This is a genomic window from Rhodococcus sp. MEB064, assembly GCF_000834565.1.
Classification (GTDB): Bacteria; Actinomycetota; Actinomycetes; order Mycobacteriales; family Mycobacteriaceae; genus Rhodococcoides.
This window is the reverse complement of sequence record NZ_JXQS01000008.1, coordinates 291,953-311,337: the sequence shown is the minus strand read 5'-3', so window position 1 is coordinate 311,337 and position 19,385 is coordinate 291,953. Positions and strand designations below refer to the sequence as shown.

The following is a 19,385-nucleotide window of genomic DNA, read 5'->3' as shown; positions in this document are numbered from 1 at the left end:
ACATGCGTCTGATTCGATGGCAGGACTGCCGCACAGAAAGGGTCCGCCGTGACCGCTCTCCTGATCGTCGCGGGACTCGGATCCGCCCTCGTGTCGGGGATTCTTCTCGCGTTCTCCCTCGCCGTGATGCCGGCATTGGCATCACAGCCCGCGTCGTCGGCCGCCGCGCTGATGAACCGCATCAATGTGGTCATCGTCGCTCCCCTCTTCATGGTTCTCCTGTTCGGCACCGCGGTAGCAACCGTCGCTGCCGCCGTGACGGCTGTCCTCGAGCCTGGCATACCCGCATCGCTCGTCGTGCTCGCAGCGGTCCTCTATGTCGGTGGATGCGTCGGTGTGACCGTCGTCGTCAACGTGCCTCTGAACAATCGCCTCGCTGCGCGCGACGATGTCTGGCCCGAATTCCTGCTCCGGTGGACGCGGTGGAACCACGTCCGCGTTCTCGCCGGTGTCGCGTCGTCGATCCTGCTGCTCGCCGCCGGGGTGGCGCAGTGACCGTCGTCCACAGTTTCGCGCCCCTCGTGGGCGCGAGTCCGCACACCCTCCTTCTCGGATCCATGCCGGGCGTGGCCTCGCTGCGCGCGGGGCAGTACTACGCACATCCGCGAAATGCGTTCTGGCCGATCATGGCTCAGCTCGTGGATTTCCGCGCCGACGATCCTTACGACGACCGCGTCGCGGCACTCACCGCGTCCGGTATCGCCGTGTGGGACGTTCTCGAACTCTGCACGCGGGAGGGAAGTCTGGACTCCGCCATCGACGCCGACACCGCCGTGGCCAACGACCTCGCGGGCTTCGTCACCGATCATCCGACCGTCCGACGAATCTTCCTCAACGGTGCCGCCGCCGAGAAGCTCTTCCTCCGACATGTCCGGTTGCCCCGCGCCGTGGCGTGCCGGCGGCTCCCCTCGACGAGCCCGGCGCACGCGTCGTCGACACTGGCCGAGAAGACCGAGGCGTGGCGCGTAGTCATGGAGGTGTCCCCGTGACCACCACGTCCACCAGCCTGCGATTCGCTCTCATCGTTACGGCTGCGAGCGGCTTCCTCGACGCGTACACCTTCGTCTCCCGTGGTGGCGTGTTCGCCAACGCGCAGACCGGCAACGTCATCTTCCTGGCCATCGAACTCTCGCGTACACAGTGGAGCGCGGCCGCCGATCACCTCTGGCCTCTTCTGGCGTTCGTCGTCGGAGTGGTGATCGCGAACGTCATCAAGTCCGGGCGAGCCGAACGCCACGTGCATCGGCCGATCCGATGGTCTGTCGCAGCCCAGGCCGCGATCCTCGCGGTCGTCGGTTTCGTCCCCGACACCGTTCCGAACGCACTGGTCACCGTCCCCATTGCGTTCATCGCATCCCTGCAGTTCGCGCTGTTCCGCACGATCGGCGACCTCAACTTCATCGCCGTGGCGATGACCGGCAACCTCATGCGATTCACCGACGCGGGCTTCGCCGCCCTCGTCGACCGTGATCCCGCCGGCAGGCGTGCGGTTCGCGTCTACAGCGCCGTCATCGCCGTCTTCGCGCTCGGTGCGCTCGCGGGCGCGGCGGCCACGGAAACGATCGGCGTGCGGGCAGCATGGATTCCCGCAGCAGTTCTGGCCGCCACGCTGATCATCTTCCTGATCGACGAGCGCGCGGAGTAGGACCGACGACGGTCCCTCAGTGCACGGTGTGATGCGACATGTCGACCGCGACGACGTCCTCGTGCGACGGCCGATCGACCAGACGTCGACGGATGGCTGTCACAAGCTCCTCGTCCGTCAACGCCGCGGCGCTGGCAGCGAGTTCGATTCTGGCGTCGACCTCGTGCGGCGCCAGATACCGTGCGACCACCAGCGCCTCGACCGGATTACGGCCGAAGTGCCGTGCGACAGCGATGACGCGGTCGGCACTCGGCGTGTTCTTCCCCAACTTCCATCTCGAGACCGACGCGGGATCCACCCCTGCTGCCCGCGCGATCTCCACTTGTGATGCTCTGTCTGTGACGCGGTTCAAGTACTCCCACCACGTCTCCCCCACCCCGGACGTCTCACCCATGGCGCGAACACTACTGACATCGACGCAACTCGAGCCAGAGTGTGTCGATTGCCGCGGCGCTATTGCGTGTGTACCTTTCGTGTCGTGCGCGCAACGAGCGCGACACGATCGATCACTGGGGGGTAATCGATGGCGAATCTCGCGCTGGATCGCGACGGCTTGGAACGACTGCGTCGCTACGCGGAGATCACGACGGACGGACAATTGGCGGAACGGATCGGGGTCGATCCCGCCACCGTCTCCCGCATTCTCAGCGGAAAATGCTTGCCCGGAACGAAATTCATCGCTGGCGTACTCGCGGAATTCGGACGTGACTGCTTCGCCGACATATTCGTCATCGTCGCCGACGACTCACCGCGTCGGAAAATGGCGGATCAGACCTTCCTGAACAACCGTCGCCACCAATTCACCACTGCGAGAGAAGAATCGACCCGTCGCCAATCCCCGTGAGCCGGCGGCTACCGGGGATTCGGTGGCGTAGAGCATCCACTCGTCGAACCGGAAGGGTCGATGGAACCAGATCGAGTGGTTGACCGTGGCCGCGACGATGCGATCCAGTCCCCAGGACAATCCGTGCGTCGTGATGATGGAGTCGAGCACAGTCGTGTCCGACGCGTACCCCATCGTCGCGACGTGCAGGTTCGGATCGTCCGGCAACGGTCCGTCGGCCTTCATCCACACGCGATTGTGGTTCAGGCGTTCCCCCGTGCCTTTCATGATCCAGGCCGGATCATTGGCGTAGCGCATGTCGATGGGTTTCAACGCGTCGACGAACATCTTCAGTCGGTCTTCGTATCCGTCGAAGTGATTGCCCAGCGGTGGAAGCAGTTCCGGGTAATCGACCTCCGGCAACTCCACGCTGTGCTCGAGTCCCCCGCGAGCGTCCTGGAACGCGGCCAGCATCACGAACAGCTCTTCGCCGTCCTGGTACGCCGTGACCTGACGGTTCGCGAAGGCTCGGCCGTCCCGGTGCCGATCGACCCGATACTCGATGTCGCGCTTGACATCTCCTCCGCGCACGAAATGAGCATTGATCGCGTGAACAGGTCTGCCGCCGGACACCGTCCGACCCGCGGCGATCAAACCCTGTGCCACCAACTGTCCGCCGAACGTCCTACTACCGACCTCCGCCGGATGACGCCCGACGAACGTGTCCTCGCCCGTATCGGTCAGATCCAGAATGTCCAACAACACGCTCAGGTCGCGTGAGCGCCCTGTCGTGACAGTCGGCGCGTCCCCCCGACGCTCCGACAGGTCGTCTCCGACCGTCCCCCCCGCTTCGGTCACTTACCGGTCCTCTTCTCCGATTCGATGCACGTGGATCAAGTTGGTGGAGCCTACAGTGCCGGGAGGAGCACCGGCGACGATGACGACCTGGTCACCGCGGTTGTACCGATCGAGCTCGAGCAACGACTTGTCCACCTCGCGCACCATCCCGTCCGTGGTGTCGACGAAGGGAACGAGGAACGTCTCCGTTCCCCACGTCAGCGCCAGCTGGCTGCGGACCTCGGGGATGGACGTGAAAGCGAGCAGAGGCAGGCGCGAATGTAGACGAGCCATACGCCGAACGGTGTCACCGGACTGCGTGAACGCGACCAGGGCGCGCGCGTCCAGACGCTCGCCGATGTCGCGCGCCGCATAGGAGATGACGCCGCGCTTGGTACGGGGGGTGTGTGTGAGGGCGGGAACTGCATCACCCTCCATCTCGACGGTCTCGACGATGCGGGCCATGGTGCGCACCGTCTCCATCACGAACTTGCCGACGGAGGTCTCACCGGACAGCATCACCGCGTCGGTACCGTCGAGCACCGCGTTCGCGACGTCGGATGCCTCCGCGCGGGTGGGGCGGGAGTTCTCGATCATCGACTCGAGCATCTGCGTGGCGACGATGACCGGCTTGGCGTTGGCGCGCGCGATCTGGATGGCGCGCTTCTGCACCAGCGGCACCTGCTCGAGCGGGAGCTCCACGCCGAGGTCACCGCGAGCGACCATCACCGCGTCGAATGCGAGAACGATGGCTTCGAGGTTGTCGACTGCTTCGGGCTTCTCGATCTTCGCGATGACTGGCACTCGGCGGCCGACTCGATCCATGATCGCGTGCACGAGCTCGATGTCCGCCGGAGACCGCACGAAGGACAGTGCGATGAAGTCGACGCCCAGCGCGAGGGCGAACTCCAGATCCTCGGTGTCCTTCTCGGACATGGCGGGAACGGAGACGTCCATACCGGGGAGCGAGACACCCTTGTTGTTGCTGACGGGGCCACCCTCGGTCACGCGACAGAGAACATCGTTGCCCTCGACATCGGTGACGACGAGACCGACCTTGCCGTCGTCCACGAGCAGGCGATCGCCCGGCTTCGCGTCTTGCGCAAGCTCTTTGTAGGTGGTGGACACCCTGTCGTGGGTGCCTTCGCACTCCTCGACGGTGATGCGGATCAGCTCGCCGTTGGCCCAGGTGGTCTTACCCTCCTTGAAGCGGCCGAGGCGGATCTTCGGACCCTGGAGGTCGGCGAGGATGCCGACGGCTTTGCCGGTGGCGTTGGACGCCGCCCGCACTCGCGTGTAGTTCGCTTCGTGATCGGGGTAGTCACCGTGGCTGAAATTGAGTCGAGCGACATCCATTCCGCTCTCGACGAGCTCCCTGATCTTCTCGTCGGTGGCTGTCGCTGGTCCCAGAGTGCATACGATCTTCGTCCGTCGGGTCACACGGGCAAGCCTAGTCCCCGCGACACCCGATTCCTATCGAAGTGGCGGCGCTATGTCCTGACAATCGGGCTACTGGCGAGTAGTTAACCAGCCGGTCGTTCAGGGTTTGAGCAACCGGCCCTCACCGTCGCGGACCTTGCTCGCGAGCATGATGATTCCGTCGATCAGGCACCACAACCACACCGCCGCGTACAGCGGGAGACCGATGATCGCGCCGATCAGCGTGATGGTCAGAAGCACGCTCACCGCGAAGAGGACCACCTGGGCCACAGCGATCGCCGTGGTCCCGATGTAGAACCGGCCGACAGCGATGGGCAGACCGAACAGTAGGGGCGCGAGCTGCAGGATGCCCGCCGTCACCTTGGACTTGTCGCCGTACGGCTCGCCCGTCGCCATGTCCCGCCCGAACGGCGCGGAGGGATCCACGCCGTAGCCCGGACCGCCGAAGTTGTTCTGCGCGTACAGATTCTGACCGTAGGGTTGTTGTCGACCGTACTGAGGCTGCTGCCCGTACTGGGGCTGACCGTACTGGGGCACCTGGCCGTAGGGAGTCTCGGCGGACGGCGCCGCCCATGTGCTCGCCTCGGGCTCCCGGTTCCACGAGCCGTATTCGCCCACCGGGTAACCGAACGCGGCCGTGTCGCCGGCGGACGGTTCCGGGAACGTGCCGGGCGACGGATACGACGGGTACGCGCCGGCGCCCGGACCCTCGCCGAAACTGGCGTTGGTGTTCCAGCCGGGTCCGGAGCTGGACTCGGTGCCAGACGTGTCGGGATTCGCCGCGGGCTTCTTCGTCAGGTCGGGCTTCTCAGGATCGGTCACGTCCCTCGTCCTCACTCGTCGACAGCACCTTGTCGTCAGCGGCCTTCTCGTCGACGGTCTTCTCGTCGGCAACCGCGTCGTCCCCGGCCTTGTCGTCGGCAACCGTGTCGTCGGCAACCGTGTCGTCGGCAACCGTGTCGTCGGCAACCGTGTCGTCGGCAACCGTGTCGTCGGCGGTCTCGTTCTCGGTCCGCGTCGACAACGACGCGGGATCCTCGCGGCCCTTCGGTGCCAGCACCACGTAGGCCAGCGCCAACAGGAACACAATTCCGGACGTGAACGAGTTGACCCGGATGCCACCGATCAGCGTGGCGAAGTCGCTGCGCATCAGTTCCACGACGAATCGTCCCGCACAGTAGCCCGCCACGTACAGGGCGAAGATGCGACCGTGACCGAGTCGGAACCGACGGTCGATCAGCACGATCAGAACCACGATGACGATGTTCCACAGCAGTTCGTACAGGAACGTCGGATGGACGACGCGTTCGACGACGCCGGTCGAGACACCACCGAGTGTGTCGACGCGACCGTTGGCATCGACACGTTCGTAGATCTCGAGACCCCACGGGAGGGTGGTCTCCCGGCCGTACAGCTCCTGGTTGAAGTAGTTGCCGATACGACCGATCGCCTGCGCGAGCAGGATGCCCGGCGCCACGGCATCGCCGAACGCCGGCAGCGGGATTCCCCGGCGACGGCACGCGATCCACGCACCGACACCACCGAGGAACACCGCTCCCCAGATGCCGAGCCCGCCCTGCCAGATCTTCAGCGCATCGACGGGGTTGCCGCCCTCGCCGAAGTACGTGGGTGCGTCGGTGATGACGTGATAGAGCCGGCCACCGATGAGCCCGAACGGTACGGCCCACACGGCGACGTCGAGGACTGTTCCCTTGTCGCCACCGCGAGCGACCCATCGCTTGTCTCCCCAGACGATCGCGATGACGATGCCGACGATGATGAAGAACGCGTAGGCGCGGAGAGCGAGTGGACCGACGTACCAGACTCCCTGAGGCGGACTGGGCAGGTATGCCAGAACCGCGGTGCTCGACGCGAGGGTCACGAGGCCGCCTCGGCGGACCGCACGCCCTCGGCGAGTTCCGCCGTCAACGCGGACACCGCGGAGATACCGGAGTCGACGGCCGTGACCAGAGCGGATCCGACGATGACAGCGTCGGCGTAGGCAGCGATCTCCGCCGCCTGCGCACCGGAACGCACGCCGAGGCCGATGCCGATGGGGATGTCGGAATGCACGCGGATGCGCGAGACCAGCTCGGGCGCGGCCGACGACACGGCGTCGCGGGCTCCGGTGACACCCATCGTCGACGCGGCGTAGACGAATCCGCTGCTCGACTGGACGGTGCGCGAGAGCCGTTCCTCGGTCGAGGACGGCGCGACCAGGAAGATGCGGTCGAGGTGATTGTCGTCGGAGGCCTGCAACCAGTCGCCTGCCTCGTCGGGGATGAGATCGGGCGTGATCATGCCGAGGCCACCGGCCGACGCCAGGTCGGCCGCGAACGCGGACACGCCGTACTTCATGACGGGGTTCCAGTAGGTCATGACGACGGCCTTGCCACCGGCGTCGGCGATGGCCTCGACGACCGTGAACACGTCGCGCACACGGGCACCGTTCTCGAGCGCTCGACCTGCCGCTGCCGCGATGGTGGGCCCGTCCATGACGGGATCGGAGTACGGGACACCGACTTCGATGATGTCGCAACCACTCTCGACCAGCGCGCGGACTGCCTCGATCGATTCCGGGACGGTGGGAAAGCCTGCGGGCAGGTAGCCGACCAGCGCGGCGCGCTTCTCACCACGCGTGGTCTCGAAGACCGATGCGAGCCGTGACGGACCCGAATTCACGGGGATCGGGGTGGGTGTGACGCTCACTTGATCTTGCCCTTCTCGTCCAGGATCCCGAACCACTTCGCTGCGGTGTCGACGTCCTTGTCTCCACGTCCGGACAGATTGACCAGGATCACGGCGCCCTCGCCCAGTTCCCGGCCCAGCTTCACCGCGCCGGCGATCGCGTGCGCCGACTCGATCGCGGGGATGATGCCCTCGGTCTTGCTCAGCAGCGTGAACGCTTCCATCGCCTCGGTGTCGGTGATGGGCCGGTACTCGGCGCGCCCGATGTCGTTGAGGTACGAGTGCTCCGGTCCCACGCCGGGGTAGTCCAGACCCGCGGAGATCGAGTGCGAGTCGATGGTCTGTCCGTCGGCGTCCTGCAGCAGGTACGAGAACGCACCGTGCAGGGCACCGGGCGATCCTGCCCCGATGGTGGCGGCGTGACGGCCCGTCTCGATGCCGTCGCCGGCAGCTTCGTATCCGATGAGGCGCACGGCCGGGTCGTCGATGAACGCGTGGAAGATGCCGATGGCGTTCGATCCGCCGCCGACACACGCCGCGACGGCGTCGGGAAGCCGACCGATGCTGTTCATCAGCTGAGCGCGAGCCTCCATGCCGATGATGCGCTGGAAGTCGCGCACCATCATCGGGAAGGGGTGCGGTCCGGCGACGGTACCGAAGCAGTAGTACGTGGCGTCCGCGTTGGTGACCCAGTCACGGAGCGCTTCGTTGATGGCGTCCTTGAGAGTCCGCGATCCCGAGGTGACCGGGACGACGTCGGAGCCGAGGAGCTTCATCCGCGCGACGTTGAGCGCCTGGCGCTCGGTGTCGACCTCACCCATGTAGACGAGGCACTCGAGTCCGAGAAGTGCGCAGGCAGTGGCGGTGGCGACACCGTGCTGGCCGGCTCCGGTCTCGGCGATGACGCGGGTCTTACCCATCCGCTTCGCGAGGAGCACCTGTCCGAGCACGTTGTTGATCTTGTGCGAACCGGTGTGGTTGAGGTCCTCGCGCTTGAGCAGGATGCGAGCGCCGCCGGCGTGCGTCGACAGATTCGCGGCCTCGAACACCGGGGACGGACGCCCGGTGTAGTCGCGCTGCAGACGGTCGAGCTCGTCCAGGAAAGTGCGGTCGCCGCGTGCCTTCGCGTACTCGGTGGTGACTTCTTCGATGACGCCCATGAGCGCCTCGGGAACGTATCGGCCACCGTACTTACCGAAATGCCCGCCGAGGTCCGGGTCGTGAGACGTGCGATCGGTGATGCCGTCGCTCGAGTTCGGAATATGGCTGGTAGTCACACCAAGAGTCTGCCCGATGACGCGTTGCGCCGACGAGCCGGGTGGAACTGCTCAGCGAGCCGGTTTCGGGCACGACGGGTGCGTTCCGGCGGCCACCAGATCACGCACCGCGGAGCGGGGGTCGCCGCTGGTGACCAATCCCTCGCCGACGAGCACGGCGTCCGCACCCGCGCCGGCGTAGGCCAGGAGGTCGGCGGTGCCGCGGACACCGGACTCGGCGACGCGGATGATGTTCGACGGCAGGCCGGGAGCGATCCGCGAGAATGTGTCGGGGTCGACTTCCAACGTCTTCAGGTTGCGGGCGTTGACACCGATGATCTTCGCGCCGGCTTCGAGGGCCCGGTCCGCCTCTTCCTCGGTGTGCACCTCGACGAGGGGCGTCATACCGAGCGATTCGGTGCGGTCCAGCAACGACGCCAACGCGTCCTGTTCGAGGGCCGCGACGATGAGCAGGATCATGTCCGCACCGTGCGCTCGCGCCTCGTGGATCTGGTACGGCCCGACGATGAAGTCCTTGCGCAGCACCGGGATGCTGACCGCGCGGCGCACCGCATCGAGGTCGTCGAGCGAACCGCGGAACCGACGCTCCTCGGTCAGCACACTGATCACACGAGCGCCGCCTGCTTCGTAGGCGCCGGCGAGGACAGCGGGGTCCGGGATGTCTGCGAGCGCGCCCTTCGACGGGCTGGCGCGCTTGACCTCGGCGATGACGGCGATACCGGGCTCGATGAGCGCTGCGGCGGCATCGAGGGCAGGCCGAGCAGCGGCAGCGGCCTTCTTGACGGAGGCGAAATCGACGACGGATTCGCGTGCGAGTGCATCCGCACGTACTCCGTCGAGGATCGAATCGAGAACGGTCATCGGAGCCCCCGCGTCCTTTCGAAGTGCAGTCGATGTCGTCGGAGACACCGCGGTGGATGTGTGGCGCTTGTCATCCGTTCGCTCAGAGTAGAGGCCGGACGGACAAGACCGACTAGCGGGTCTCACCGTTCTCCGATCGCCCCTCGCCGGAGCGTCGTTCACGATCGAGCGTGGGGTCCAGGCCCGAGTCGAGCGCATCCCAGATGGCACGTTCACTCGGTTCCTCCGCGGGGTCGTCGGGATCGGCCAGCACTGTCTGCTCGGCGCGATCGCGTCGGACGGCAGGACTGTCGTAGCGGTCGGACAACCCGCGGGTCGAGCGGGCGGACCGGGCGACGGTCACCGCGGCGGCCAGAGCGAGAAGCGCCCCGGCGAACGCCAGCGCTGCGGGTGCCCTGTTCGCCTCGGCGGAGATCACCTCGGCCCGGCCCGGCAGTTCCGCGAGAGACCCGGCACGGTCCGCGGTGGCGCCCGAGACAAGCAGCTGTACCGACGGGATCGCCGCGGCCACTGCCACCAGGGCGATGAGCCCCGCCAGCACGACGGTCCATCGACCACGGATGGCGAACAGAGCCGCTACGGCGGCGATGGCTGCGATGGCCAACGGCGTCGTGGCCGCCGCCCACGTCCCACCCACCAGACGGGTGGTCTGCTGCTCCCCCAGCCCGTCGGAGCTGACCACCGTCACCCACGTCATGCGGGACGACGCCCACAGCGCCAGAGCCGCGAGGGCGAGCAGAACCGCGGAGATACCGACGGTGGAACGGCCGCCTCTCACCGACCTGCCCCGAACGTCGTCACCGTCTCGGCGGCGGCCACCGCACCGAGTACGGCCATGGCCTTGTTGCGCGCCTCGGTGTCCTCGTACTCGGCGACCGAATCGGCCACGACCCCGGCGCCCGCCTGGACGTAGGCGGTTCCGTCCTTGATCAGGGCGGAGCGGATGCAGATGGCGGTGTCGGCGTCGCCGTCGAAGTCGAGGTATCCGACGATCCCTCCGTACACACCCCGGCGGGTGGGCTCGAGTTCCTCGATCAGTTCCATCGCTCGGACCTTGGGCGCGCCGGACAGCGTGCCTGCGGGGAAGCACGCGCGCACGGCGTCGAGCGCGTGTTTGCCCTCGTCGAGCCTGCCCGTCACCGTCGACACCAGGTGCATGACGTGGCTGTACCGCTCGACGTGGCGGTACTCGGTCACCTTCACCGTGCCCGGCTCGCACACGCGGCCCAGATCGTTGCGCCCCAGGTCGACGAGCATGAGGTGTTCCGAGTTCTCCTTCTCGTCCACCAGCAGGTCCTTCTCGAGCAGGATGTCGTCCTCCTCGGTGGCGCCGCGCCAGCGGGTACCCGCGATGGGATGCGTGGTGGCGACGCCGTCGGCGACGGTGACCAACGACTCCGGGCTGGAGCCGACGATGGAGAAGGCGGTCTCACCGTCGGGGCCCGGTACGTGCATCAGGTACATGTACGGGCTGGGATTCGACGCCCGCAGCATGCGGTAGACGTCCAACGGAGTGGCGTCGGTGTCCATCTCGAAGCGTTGCGACAGCACCACCTGGAACGCCTCGCCGGCCTCGATCTCCTCCACGAGACGACGCACGTCGGCCCCGAATCCTTCCGAGGTGCGCTGACGGCGGAACTGCGGCGCCGGGCGCGAGTACGACGCGACGGTGGAGTCGGCCGGTGACGACAGGGCCGCGGTCATCCGATCGAGCCGGGCGACCGCGTCGTCGTACGCCTCGTCCACCCGGTTGTCGGTGCCGTCCCAGTTGACCGCGTTGGCGATCAGGGTGATCGCGCCCTCGTGATGATCGACGGCTGCCAGGTCGGTGGCCAGCAGCATGACCATCTCGGGGATCTGCAGGTCATCCTCGGTCAGCTCGGGGAGACGCTCGATGTGGCGGACCGCGTCGTACCCGAGATAGCCGACCATCCCACCGGTCAACGGCGGCAGGTTCGGCAGACGCTCCGAGCGCAGCAGTTCGATCGTCGCGCCCAGGGCGTCGAGTGGATGACCACCCGACGGTGCACCCGCGGGAGTCTCGCCCATCCAGGCTGCTTCACCGTCCACGACCGTCAACGCGCTGGGACTGCCCGCGCCGATGAACGACCAGCGCGACCACGAGCGGCCGTTCTCCGCCGACTCGAGCAGGAACGTTCCCGGCTTGTCACCGCCCAGCTTGCGATAGGCCGACAGCGGAGTCTCGGAGTCCGCCAACACCTTCCGGATCACCGGCACTACTCGGTGCACCGCGGCGAGCTCGCGGAACTGCTCCCGGGTGGTAGTGCCGTCGCCGCCGGACCGCGTCGACGCACCGGACGCGGCCGTGTCCTTCTCAGCTTGCATGCGCCCCATCTTCCCGGGTACTTCAGGTGTGGCTCGCACGGGTGCGCCGACTCACCGGGCCTCCGCGCGGCGGAACGCAGCGTCGCGGTGGGAGACTCGAACGATCACCGACAGCGACGACGGCAGAACAGGACGATTTCGACAGCGATGGCTGATGCACAGGAACCACAGGCCACGCGATGGCTCACTCCCGAACAACAGGACGCCTGGCGGGCGCTGGTGGCATTCGTGACACGCCTGCCGGCGGCGTTGGACACCCAACTCCAGCGCGACTCGGGCATGACGCACTTCGACTACTTCGTCCTCGCCACCCTGTCGGAGGCCCCGGACCGGCGCCTGCGTCTGCGAGACCTCGCCGACTTCTCCAACGCGTCGCTGTCGCGGCTCTCCCACGTGATGACGAAACTCGAGAAAGCCGGATGGGCGCGTCGGGAAAGCATCAGCGGTGGGCGCGGATCACACGCCGTGCTGACTGACGACGGGTACGCCAAGGTGATCGAGACCGCCCCGGGGCACGTATCGACCGTTCGGTCGCTGGTCTTCGACGGCCTCGACGACGATCAGGTCTCGGAACTGCTGGCGCTGGGAACCGTGATGGTGACGAACCTCGACGCAGGAATCGCGCGCCAGACGAGTTCCGACTAGCTGTCGTCCCCGAGCAGCAGATCCGCGTCGAAGCACGTGTGGTCGCCGGTGTGGCAGGCGCCGCCGGTCTGATCGACCGTCAGCAGCACGGTGTCGCCGTCGCAGTCGAGTCGCACCTCGTGCACGCGCTGCGCATGCCCGGACGACTCGCCCTTGACCCAGTACTCACGACGCGATCGGGACCAGTAGGTCCCCTTCCGCGTCTCGAGAGTCATCGCGAGAGCGGTGTCGTCCATCCAGGCGACCATCAGAACGTCTCCGGTCCCGCGTTCCTGCGCGACCGCACAGACCAGACCGTCGTCGTTGCGCTTGAGCCGCGACGCGATGGCGGGATCGAGAACGGGAGTACTCACCGGACCTCCACTCCGTCCGCGCGCAGGGCCGTCTTGACGTCACCGATCGTCATCTCACCGAAGTGGAAGACACTGGCTGCGAGGACGGCGTCGGCACCCGCTGCCACGGCAGGGGCGAAGTGCTCGACCGCGCCCGCTCCCCCGCTGGCGATCACCGGGACGTGCACCGCGCCGCGCACCGCCGTGATCATCGCGATGTCGAACCCGGCCTTCGTGCCGTCCGCGTCCATCGAGTTCAGCAAGATCTCTCCGACGCCCAGTTCGGCGCCGCGGCGTGCCCACTCGACGGCGTCGACACCGGTACCGCGCCGACCACCGTGGGTCGTCACCTCCCAGCCTGACTCGGTGGGCTGCTCACCCTCGGGCACCGTCCGCGCATCGACCGACAGCACGATGCACTGTGACCCGAAACGAGAACTGAGCTCCCGCAACAACTCCGGCCGCGCCAGTGCAGCGGTGTTGATGGATACCTTGTCGGCGCCCGCGCGGAGCAACGTGTCCACGTCCTGCACCGTGCGGACTCCGCCGCCCACCGTGAGGGGAATGAAGACCTGCTCGGCGGTGCGGGTGACCACGTCGAGCATCGTCGCCCGGCCGCCCGACGACGCGGTGACGTCGAGGAACGTCAGTTCGTCGGCGCCTTCGGCGTCGTACTTCGCGGCGAGTTCCACCGGATCCCCCGCGTCGCGGAGGTCGGCGAAATTGACGCCCTTGACCACACGGCCGGCATCTACGTCCAGGCACGGGATGACACGGACCGCGACGCTCATCTACGGGCTCCTGACCGGGTATCGGGTGTGTACGACGCGGGGTCACCGACATGCGCGAGGATGTTCAGAACTTCCTCGTGCACACCGGGCGCCGCGGCCAGGACCGAGGTCGACGCCGAGGTCCACTGCTCCCCGGCCAGATCCGTGACGACGCCGCCCGCTGCGCGCACCAGCATGGCTCCCGCCGCGTTGTCCCAGGCGTGGTGTCCGAACACGATCGACGCTCCGAGTGTTCCCGCCGCGGTGTACGCGAGGTCCAGACCCGTCGAGCCGTGCATGCGGATGCGCGAGGACACCCGACTGATGTCGGACAGCAGCTGGACTCGGTACGCCCCCGGCAGCCTGCCCCGACTGTCGATGTTGAAGGCACCGAAGCCCACGACCGACGACGAAAGGGACGTGGTCGACAGACGGGGCAACGCATCGCCGTCGCGGTACACCGGACCACCGTCGACAGCCCAGAAACGCTGTCCGATCAACGGCAGCCACGTCAGGCCGATGACCGGAGTGCCGTCGACCATCAGCGCGAGCAACGTTCCCGCCGTGGGCAATCCGTACGAGTAGTTGAAGGTGCCGTCGATGGGGTCGAGGACCCACACGGTTCCGGAGTCGACGGGCGGACCGCCGAATTCCTCGCCGTGGACGGGGATCTGCGTCTGCTCCTGCAACTCCTCGACCAGTCGGCGTTCCAGTTCGAGGTCGACGGCCGTCGCGAAGTCGTCCGGGCCCTTGGCGACAGCGCTGGGAGCGCCGGCGCCGGCGACGAACCGGTCGTGGATCCCGTCGAGCAGCCCGCGGGCGGTGCCGGCGAGGCTGTCGAGATCCAGATCGCTCACGGCGTCGACGGCGCGCTGTCCGCGACCGCTGCGAGGGCCTGCGGGAGCGTGAACTTGCCGGCGTAGAGCGCCTTGCCCACGATCGAGCCCTCGACACCCTTCGGCGTCAGGGACGCGATGGCCACCAGATCGTCCACGGTGGACACGCCACCGGAGGCGATGACGGGTGCGTCGGTGACGGCGCAGACCTGTTCGAGGAGTTCGAGATTGGGGCCGGTCAAGGTGCCGTCGCGCGTGACGTCGGTGACCACGTAGCGGGTGCAACCGTCGCGATCGAGGCGCTCGAGCACCTCCCAGAGGTCTCCCCCGTCGCTGACCCACCCACGGCCGCGGAGGCGGTGCTGTCCGTCGACGATGCGCACGTCGAGTCCCACGGCGACACGGTCTCCGTACTCGCCGATGGCCCGCTTGCACCATTCCGGATCCTCGAGCGCCGCGGTACCGAGATTGACGCGCGCGCATCCGGTGGCCAGTGCCGCGCGGAGACTCTCGTCGTCGCGGATGCCACCGGACAGCTCGACCTTCACGTCGAGTTCGCCGACGACGCCGGCGAGCAACTCACGGTTCGATCCGCGGCCGAAAGCGGCGTCGAGATCGACGAGGTGCACCCACTCGGCTCCGTCGTTCTGCCACGCGAGGGCGGCGTCACGGGGCGAGCCGTAGGAGGTCTCACTGCCGGCCTCTCCTTGGACGAGACGAACAGCTTGACCGTCGGCGACATCGACTGCGGGAAGAAGTACCAGGCTCACGTTCGACGAGGTTACCGGCACGATCGACGGCACTGCGCGGCAGGGCAGGGCGGTCAGTCGCTGCGGTCGGCTTCGGCGTCGTCGGTGCCCACCTCGTCGAAAGACCTGCGTAGGGATTGCTTGGACACGACGGATGCGACCGCGAACGTCAGGACGAGACCGACCGTGACGACGACGAGCCCGAGCGGCCCGTCGGGGCTCAGCGCCCACAGCGCCACCGTCGTCAGACCGAGCATCACCGTGGCCGCACCCAGCACGAGTGCGGCGTGCCGCCCGAAGGAGAAGTCGGGTAGCTCGCTCACGAGAGCGTACGAAGCCAGTTCTCGAGCAGCACCGCGCCCGCGTCGCCCGACTTCTCCGGATGGAACTGCGTCGCCGACAGCGGACCGTTCTCGACGGCCGCGATGAAATCACCGCCGTGGTTCGCCCACGTGAGAACGGGCGCTGCCAGGGAGTCGCTCGGTTCCATCTCCCAGGTCTGGGCGCCGTAGGAGTGCACGAAGTAGAAGCGCGTGTCGGGGCTCATCCCGGCGAACAGGACCGAGTCCTCGCCGGGACGGACCGTGTTCCACCCCATGTGCGGCAGGACCTCGGCATGCAGTTTGTCGACCGTTCCGGGCCACTGGCCACAGCCCGTCGCGGGGATGTCGAACTCGACACCACGATCGAACATGATCTGCATACCGACACAGATGCCCAGCACGGGACGGCCACCGGCCAACCGCTTGTCGACGAGCTCGTCCCCGCGGACCGACAGCAGACCGTCCATGCAGGCGCCGAACGCGCCGACGCCCGGAACCACCAGCCCGTCGGCGGCGAGGGCGACGCGGTGGTCGGAGGTCACGGTCACATCGGCACCCACACGCTCGAGAGCCCGCTGTGCAGAGTGCAAATTCCCCGAACCGTAATCGAGCAGCGCTACCGAGCTCACAGACTTCCCTTCGTCGACGGCACACCCGTGACGCGAGGGTCCGGCTCGACGGCAGCGCGGAGAGCGCGCGCGACGGCCTTGTACTCGGCCTCGGTGACGTGGTGCTGGTCGCGCCCGTACAGCACCCGGACGTGCAGGGCGATGCGAGCGTTGGACGCGATGGATTCGAAGACGTGGCGGTTGATCACCGTCGAGTACGGCGCGCCCGGATATCCCGCGATGACGGCGTGCAGCATGTGCTCCGGTTCCCCGGTGTGCACGCAGTACGGGCGGCCGGACACGTCGACCGATGCGTGAGCCAACGTCTCGTCCATCGGAATGAACGCGTCACCGAAACGGCGAATTCCCTTCTTGTCGCCGAGTGCCTGGCCCAGCGCCTGGCCGAGGACGATAGCCGTGTCCTCGACCGTGTGATGTGCCTCGATCTCGATGTCGCCCTTCGCATGCACGGTCAGGTCGAAACTGGCGTGCGTTCCCAGCGCGGTCAGCATGTGGTCGAAGAACGGGACACCGGTGGAGACGTCCACGATCCCGGTGCCGTCGAGGTTGAGCTCCACCGTGATGGACGACTCCTTCGTCGTCCGCTCGATACGCGCGATGCGGTTCGGGGTCATGATGCTGCTCACTGGGACGTCCTCTGTAGGGGGGCGATGGGGCCGGTCACCGTGTCGACGAGCGCAGCACTGACCTCGAGGAAGCGGTCGTTCTCCGCCTCCACGCCGATGGTCACCCGCAGGTGCCCGTCGATGCCGACGTCCCGTATCAGGACGCCGTGATCGAGGTACTGCTGCCACACCGCGGCCGCGTCGGCGAAGCGACCGAACAGGACGAAGTTGGCGCTGCTCGGAATGACGTGGAACCCGAGTGCGGCCAATCGACCCATCACACGGTCGCGTTCCGATGCCAGTTCCGCGACGGAGGCCAGGGTGTCGTCGGCGTGCCGCAGCGCGGCGCGCGCAGCGGCCTGAGTCAGCACCGACAGGTGGTACGGGAGCCGGACCAGCAGGAGTGCGTCGACGATCGCCGGCGCGGCGACCAGATAGCCCAGCCGACCGCCCGCGAAGGCGAACGCTTTGCTCATGGTCCGGCTGACCACCACGCGGGTCGGGACCTCGTCGATCAACTCCACCGCACTCGGCGCATCGGAGAACTCCGCGTAGGCCTCGTCGACGATGACGATTCCGCGTGTCGCCGAGATGATCCTGCGGATGTCGTCGAGCGTCAGCGTGTGTCCGGTCGGGTTGTTCGGCGTGGTCACGAAGACGACGTCGGGGTCGGTCGACTCGATGGCCGACACGGCCGCATCGATGTCGAGCGAGAAGTCCTCGCGGCGGTGCAGGTCGAGGAATTCCGTCTGCGTTCCCGCCGAGATGATCGGATGCATCGAGTACGACGGGACGAATCCCAGCGCGCGTCGCCCCGGCCCGCCGAACGCCTGGAGCACCTGCTGCAGGATCTCGTTCGAGCCGTTGGCCGCCCACAGGTTGTCGACGGTCACCGCGACCCCGGTGCGTCCCGCCACGTACGACGCCAGGTCGGTCCGCAGAGCGACCGCGTCCCGATCCGGGTACCGGTGCAACGACGCCGCGGCCTCTCGTACCGACCGCGCCACGTCCTCGACGAGCGCCTCGGACGGCGGGTGCGGATTCTCGTTGGTGTTCAGTTGGACCGAAACCGCGAGCTGCGGGGCACCGTACGGCGACTTCCCCACCAGAGATTCGCGTAACGGCAGGTCGGCGAGGGTGGCGCCCGAACCGGGAACGGCCGTCACGAGCGCGCCTCGAAACGCACGCTCACAGCGTCGCCGTGAGCGGGCAGATCCTCCGCGTTCGCCAAGGCGACGACATGCGCCGCAACTCCTTCGAGTGCGTCACGCGAGTAGTCGACGATGTGGATCCCACGCAGGAACGTCTGCACGGACAGACCCGACGAGAACCGGGCGCACCCTGCTGTCGGCAGGACGTGATTGGAACCCGCGCAGTAGTCACCGAGGCTCACCGGTGACCACGGGCCGACGAAGATAGCCCCGGCGCTGCGGACGCGGCCGGCGACCTCGGACGCGTTCTCCGTCTGGATCTCGAGGTGCTCCGCGGCGTACGCGTCGACGGTCCTGATGCCGGCGTCGAGCGAATCGACCAGCACGATGCCGGACTGCTCGCCTGACAGCGCCGTCGCCACACGCTCGGAGTGCTTGGTGGTGAGAGTGCGCTCGGCGACCTCACGTGTGACGGCGTCTGCCAGCTCCAGGGAGGTGGTCACCAGCACGCTGGCAGCCAGGACATCGTGCTCGGCCTGGGAGATGAGGTCGGCCGCCACGTGAACCGGGTCCGCGGTGTGATCGGCGAGGATCGCGATCTCCGTCGGTCCCGCTTCGGAGTCGATGCCGACGACGCCTCGGCACAGCCGCTTGGCGGCGGTGACGTAGATGTTCCCGGGTCCGGTGATCATGTCGACCGGCTCGAGGGCCTCACCGTCGGTGTCGATACCGCCGTAGGTGAGCAGCGCGACGCCCTGCGCCCCGCCGACAGCCCAGACCTCCTCGACGCCCAGCAGAGCCGCGGCGGCGAGAATCGTGGGGTGCGGCAGTCCGCCGAAGTCGACCTGCGGCGGCGACGCGACGACGAGACTGCCCACACCGGCCACCTGCGCCGGCACGACGTTCATGACGACCGACGACGGGTAGACGGCATTGCCTCCGGGCACGTACAGACCGACGCGATCGACGGGCACCCACTTCTCGGTGACCGTGCCCCCGGGGACGACCGTGGTCACCGTCTCCGAGCGCCGCTGATCCTCGTGCACCGTGCGGGAGCGCTCGATGGAGACGTTCAACGCCTCACGGACAGCGGGATCGAGGTCGGCCAGGGCCTTATCCAGCGCGGCGGCGGGCACGCGCACCGCGTCGGGACGGACCCGGTCGAACGTCTCGCAGTAGTCGAGCGCCGCGTCGGCACCGCGCTCACGGACCGCCTCGACCACAGGAGTGACCAGATGCAGCACCGAGTTCACGTCCACTCCGCCTCGCGGGAGAACGGCCCTGAGTTCGGCCGTGGACGGGGAGCTGCCGCGTAGATCGACGCGTCTCAGCTCGGTGCGGGCGGTCATGAGTGGTCCTCTCGGGGGTCACGGCATGGTGCGGCCGTGCGGCGCATGGCAATTATCGCGCAACGCCCACTGGCCGCAC

At 67.5% G+C, this 19,385-nt stretch carries 23 protein-coding genes; 4 read left to right on the top strand and 19 right to left on the bottom strand.

The genetic code is table 11. From position 1 onward, the window contains the following. Positions 1-48 precede the first annotated feature (48 nt). From RU01_RS04705 to RU01_RS22750, 3 genes are read left to right on the top strand one after another with little or no spacing between them, the layout of a single operon-like run. Positions 49-495 carry an anthrone oxygenase family protein gene (locus tag RU01_RS04705; RefSeq protein ID WP_042573303.1) on the top strand — a complete coding sequence of 149 codons (447 nt, stop codon included), beginning with the start codon at positions 49-51 and terminating at the stop codon, positions 493-495. After that, the gene (locus RU01_RS22755; RefSeq protein ID WP_042573302.1) at positions 492-989 is read left to right on the top strand and encodes a DNA-deoxyinosine glycosylase; all 498 of its coding nucleotides are present in this window, start codon (positions 492-494) and stop codon (positions 987-989) included. The genes RU01_RS04705 and RU01_RS22755 overlap by 4 nt, the downstream gene beginning before the upstream one ends. Then, on the top strand, positions 986-1,645 hold the full coding sequence (locus RU01_RS22750; protein WP_082518267.1) for a YoaK family protein: 660 nt from the start codon (positions 986-988) through the stop codon (positions 1,643-1,645). The genes RU01_RS22755 and RU01_RS22750 overlap by 4 nt, the downstream gene beginning before the upstream one ends. A gap of 16 nt (positions 1,646-1,661) precedes the next feature. On the opposite strand, the gene RU01_RS04690 is transcribed toward RU01_RS22750, so the two are convergent. The 10 genes from RU01_RS04690 to RU01_RS04645 all read right to left on the bottom strand — a co-directional run bounded on the left by RU01_RS04690 (position 1,662) and on the right by RU01_RS04645 (position 11,917). Continuing rightward, positions 1,662-2,039, bottom strand: coding sequence for a helix-turn-helix domain-containing protein (locus RU01_RS04690; RefSeq protein WP_052493121.1), 378 nt, complete (start codon positions 2,037-2,039; stop codon positions 1,662-1,664). Positions 2,040-2,390: 351 nt separating this feature from the next. After that, positions 2,391-3,293 carry an acyl-CoA thioesterase gene (locus RU01_RS04685; protein WP_042573413.1) on the bottom strand — a complete coding sequence of 301 codons (903 nt, stop codon included), beginning with the start codon at positions 3,291-3,293 and terminating at the stop codon, positions 2,391-2,393. A 33-nt stretch (positions 3,294-3,326) separates the two neighbouring features. Next, positions 3,327-4,745: a pyruvate kinase gene (gene pyk, locus RU01_RS04680; RefSeq protein ID WP_042573300.1), complete on the bottom strand. Its 1,419-nt coding sequence runs from the start codon at positions 4,743-4,745 to the stop codon at positions 3,327-3,329. Positions 4,746-4,844: 99 nt separating this feature from the next. Beyond that, positions 4,845-5,567 (bottom strand): TM2 domain-containing protein, encoded by a 723-nt coding sequence (locus RU01_RS04675; RefSeq protein ID WP_052493120.1) that lies wholly within the window; start codon positions 5,565-5,567, stop codon positions 4,845-4,847. Then, on the bottom strand, positions 5,554-6,627 hold the full coding sequence (lgt, locus tag RU01_RS04670) for a prolipoprotein diacylglyceryl transferase (protein ID WP_042573299.1): 1,074 nt from the start codon (positions 6,625-6,627) through the stop codon (positions 5,554-5,556). The genes RU01_RS04675 and lgt overlap by 14 nt, the downstream gene beginning before the upstream one ends. Next, on the bottom strand, positions 6,624-7,427 hold the full coding sequence (gene trpA, locus RU01_RS04665) for a tryptophan synthase subunit alpha (protein WP_042573411.1): 804 nt from the start codon (positions 7,425-7,427) through the stop codon (positions 6,624-6,626). Before trpA ends, lgt begins: the two co-directional genes overlap by 4 nt. 23 nt (positions 7,428-7,450) lie before the next feature. Further along, positions 7,451-8,710, bottom strand: coding sequence for a tryptophan synthase subunit beta (trpB, locus tag RU01_RS04660; RefSeq protein ID WP_231568594.1), 1,260 nt, complete (start codon positions 8,708-8,710; stop codon positions 7,451-7,453). Between the two features lie 51 nt (positions 8,711-8,761). Next, positions 8,762-9,571, bottom strand: a complete 810-nt coding sequence (gene trpC / locus RU01_RS04655; protein WP_042573297.1) for an indole-3-glycerol phosphate synthase TrpC — start codon at positions 9,569-9,571, stop codon at positions 8,762-8,764. A 112-nt stretch (positions 9,572-9,683) separates the two neighbouring features. Beyond that, positions 9,684-10,349 carry a TIGR02234 family membrane protein gene (locus RU01_RS04650; RefSeq protein WP_042573296.1) on the bottom strand — a complete coding sequence of 222 codons (666 nt, stop codon included), beginning with the start codon at positions 10,347-10,349 and terminating at the stop codon, positions 9,684-9,686. Continuing rightward, a complete protein-coding gene (locus RU01_RS04645; RefSeq protein WP_042573295.1) occupies positions 10,346-11,917 on the bottom strand; it encodes an anthranilate synthase component I in 1,572 nt (523 codons plus the stop codon). The genes RU01_RS04650 and RU01_RS04645 overlap by 4 nt, the downstream gene beginning before the upstream one ends. A gap of 147 nt (positions 11,918-12,064) precedes the next feature. On the opposite strand from RU01_RS04645, the gene RU01_RS04640 reads away from it, so the two are divergent. Beyond that, a complete protein-coding gene (locus RU01_RS04640) occupies positions 12,065-12,562 on the top strand; it encodes a MarR family winged helix-turn-helix transcriptional regulator (RefSeq protein WP_042573294.1) in 498 nt (165 codons plus the stop codon). Here RU01_RS04640 and hisI read toward each other — a convergent pair. Genes hisI through hisD form a run of 9 tightly spaced genes read right to left on the bottom strand, consistent with a single transcriptional unit; the run spans position 12,559 to position 19,306 of the window. After that, positions 12,559-12,915, bottom strand: coding sequence for a phosphoribosyl-AMP cyclohydrolase (hisI, locus tag RU01_RS04635; protein ID WP_042573293.1), 357 nt, complete (start codon positions 12,913-12,915; stop codon positions 12,559-12,561). The two genes, RU01_RS04640 and hisI, sit on opposite strands and share 4 nt — an antisense overlap. Beyond that, the gene (gene hisF, locus RU01_RS04630) at positions 12,912-13,685 is read right to left on the bottom strand and encodes an imidazole glycerol phosphate synthase subunit HisF (protein ID WP_042573292.1); all 774 of its coding nucleotides are present in this window, start codon (positions 13,683-13,685) and stop codon (positions 12,912-12,914) included. Before hisF ends, hisI begins: the two co-directional genes overlap by 4 nt. After that, entirely contained in the window at positions 13,682-14,521 is an 840-nt protein-coding gene (locus RU01_RS04625) for an inositol monophosphatase family protein (protein WP_042573291.1), read from the bottom strand. Before RU01_RS04625 ends, hisF begins: the two co-directional genes overlap by 4 nt. Then, positions 14,518-15,270, bottom strand: a complete 753-nt coding sequence (priA, locus tag RU01_RS04620) for a bifunctional 1-(5-phosphoribosyl)-5-((5-phosphoribosylamino)methylideneamino)imidazole-4-carboxamide isomerase/phosphoribosylanthranilate isomerase PriA (RefSeq protein WP_042573410.1) — start codon at positions 15,268-15,270, stop codon at positions 14,518-14,520. Before priA ends, RU01_RS04625 begins: the two co-directional genes overlap by 4 nt. 53 nt (positions 15,271-15,323) lie before the next feature. Next, entirely contained in the window at positions 15,324-15,572 is a 249-nt protein-coding gene (locus RU01_RS04615; RefSeq protein ID WP_052493119.1) for a hypothetical protein, read from the bottom strand. Beyond that, positions 15,569-16,201, bottom strand: coding sequence for an imidazole glycerol phosphate synthase subunit HisH (gene hisH, locus RU01_RS04610; protein ID WP_042573289.1), 633 nt, complete (start codon positions 16,199-16,201; stop codon positions 15,569-15,571). Before hisH ends, RU01_RS04615 begins: the two co-directional genes overlap by 4 nt. Then, entirely contained in the window at positions 16,198-16,815 is a 618-nt protein-coding gene (gene hisB, locus RU01_RS04605; RefSeq protein ID WP_042573409.1) for an imidazoleglycerol-phosphate dehydratase HisB, read from the bottom strand. Before hisB ends, hisH begins: the two co-directional genes overlap by 4 nt. A gap of 8 nt (positions 16,816-16,823) precedes the next feature. After that, on the bottom strand, positions 16,824-17,972 hold the full coding sequence (locus tag RU01_RS04600) for a histidinol-phosphate transaminase (RefSeq protein ID WP_042573288.1): 1,149 nt from the start codon (positions 17,970-17,972) through the stop codon (positions 16,824-16,826). Further along, positions 17,969-19,306 carry a histidinol dehydrogenase gene (gene hisD, locus RU01_RS04595; protein ID WP_042573287.1) on the bottom strand — a complete coding sequence of 446 codons (1,338 nt, stop codon included), beginning with the start codon at positions 19,304-19,306 and terminating at the stop codon, positions 17,969-17,971. Before hisD ends, RU01_RS04600 begins: the two co-directional genes overlap by 4 nt. Positions 19,307-19,385 lie beyond the last annotated feature (79 nt).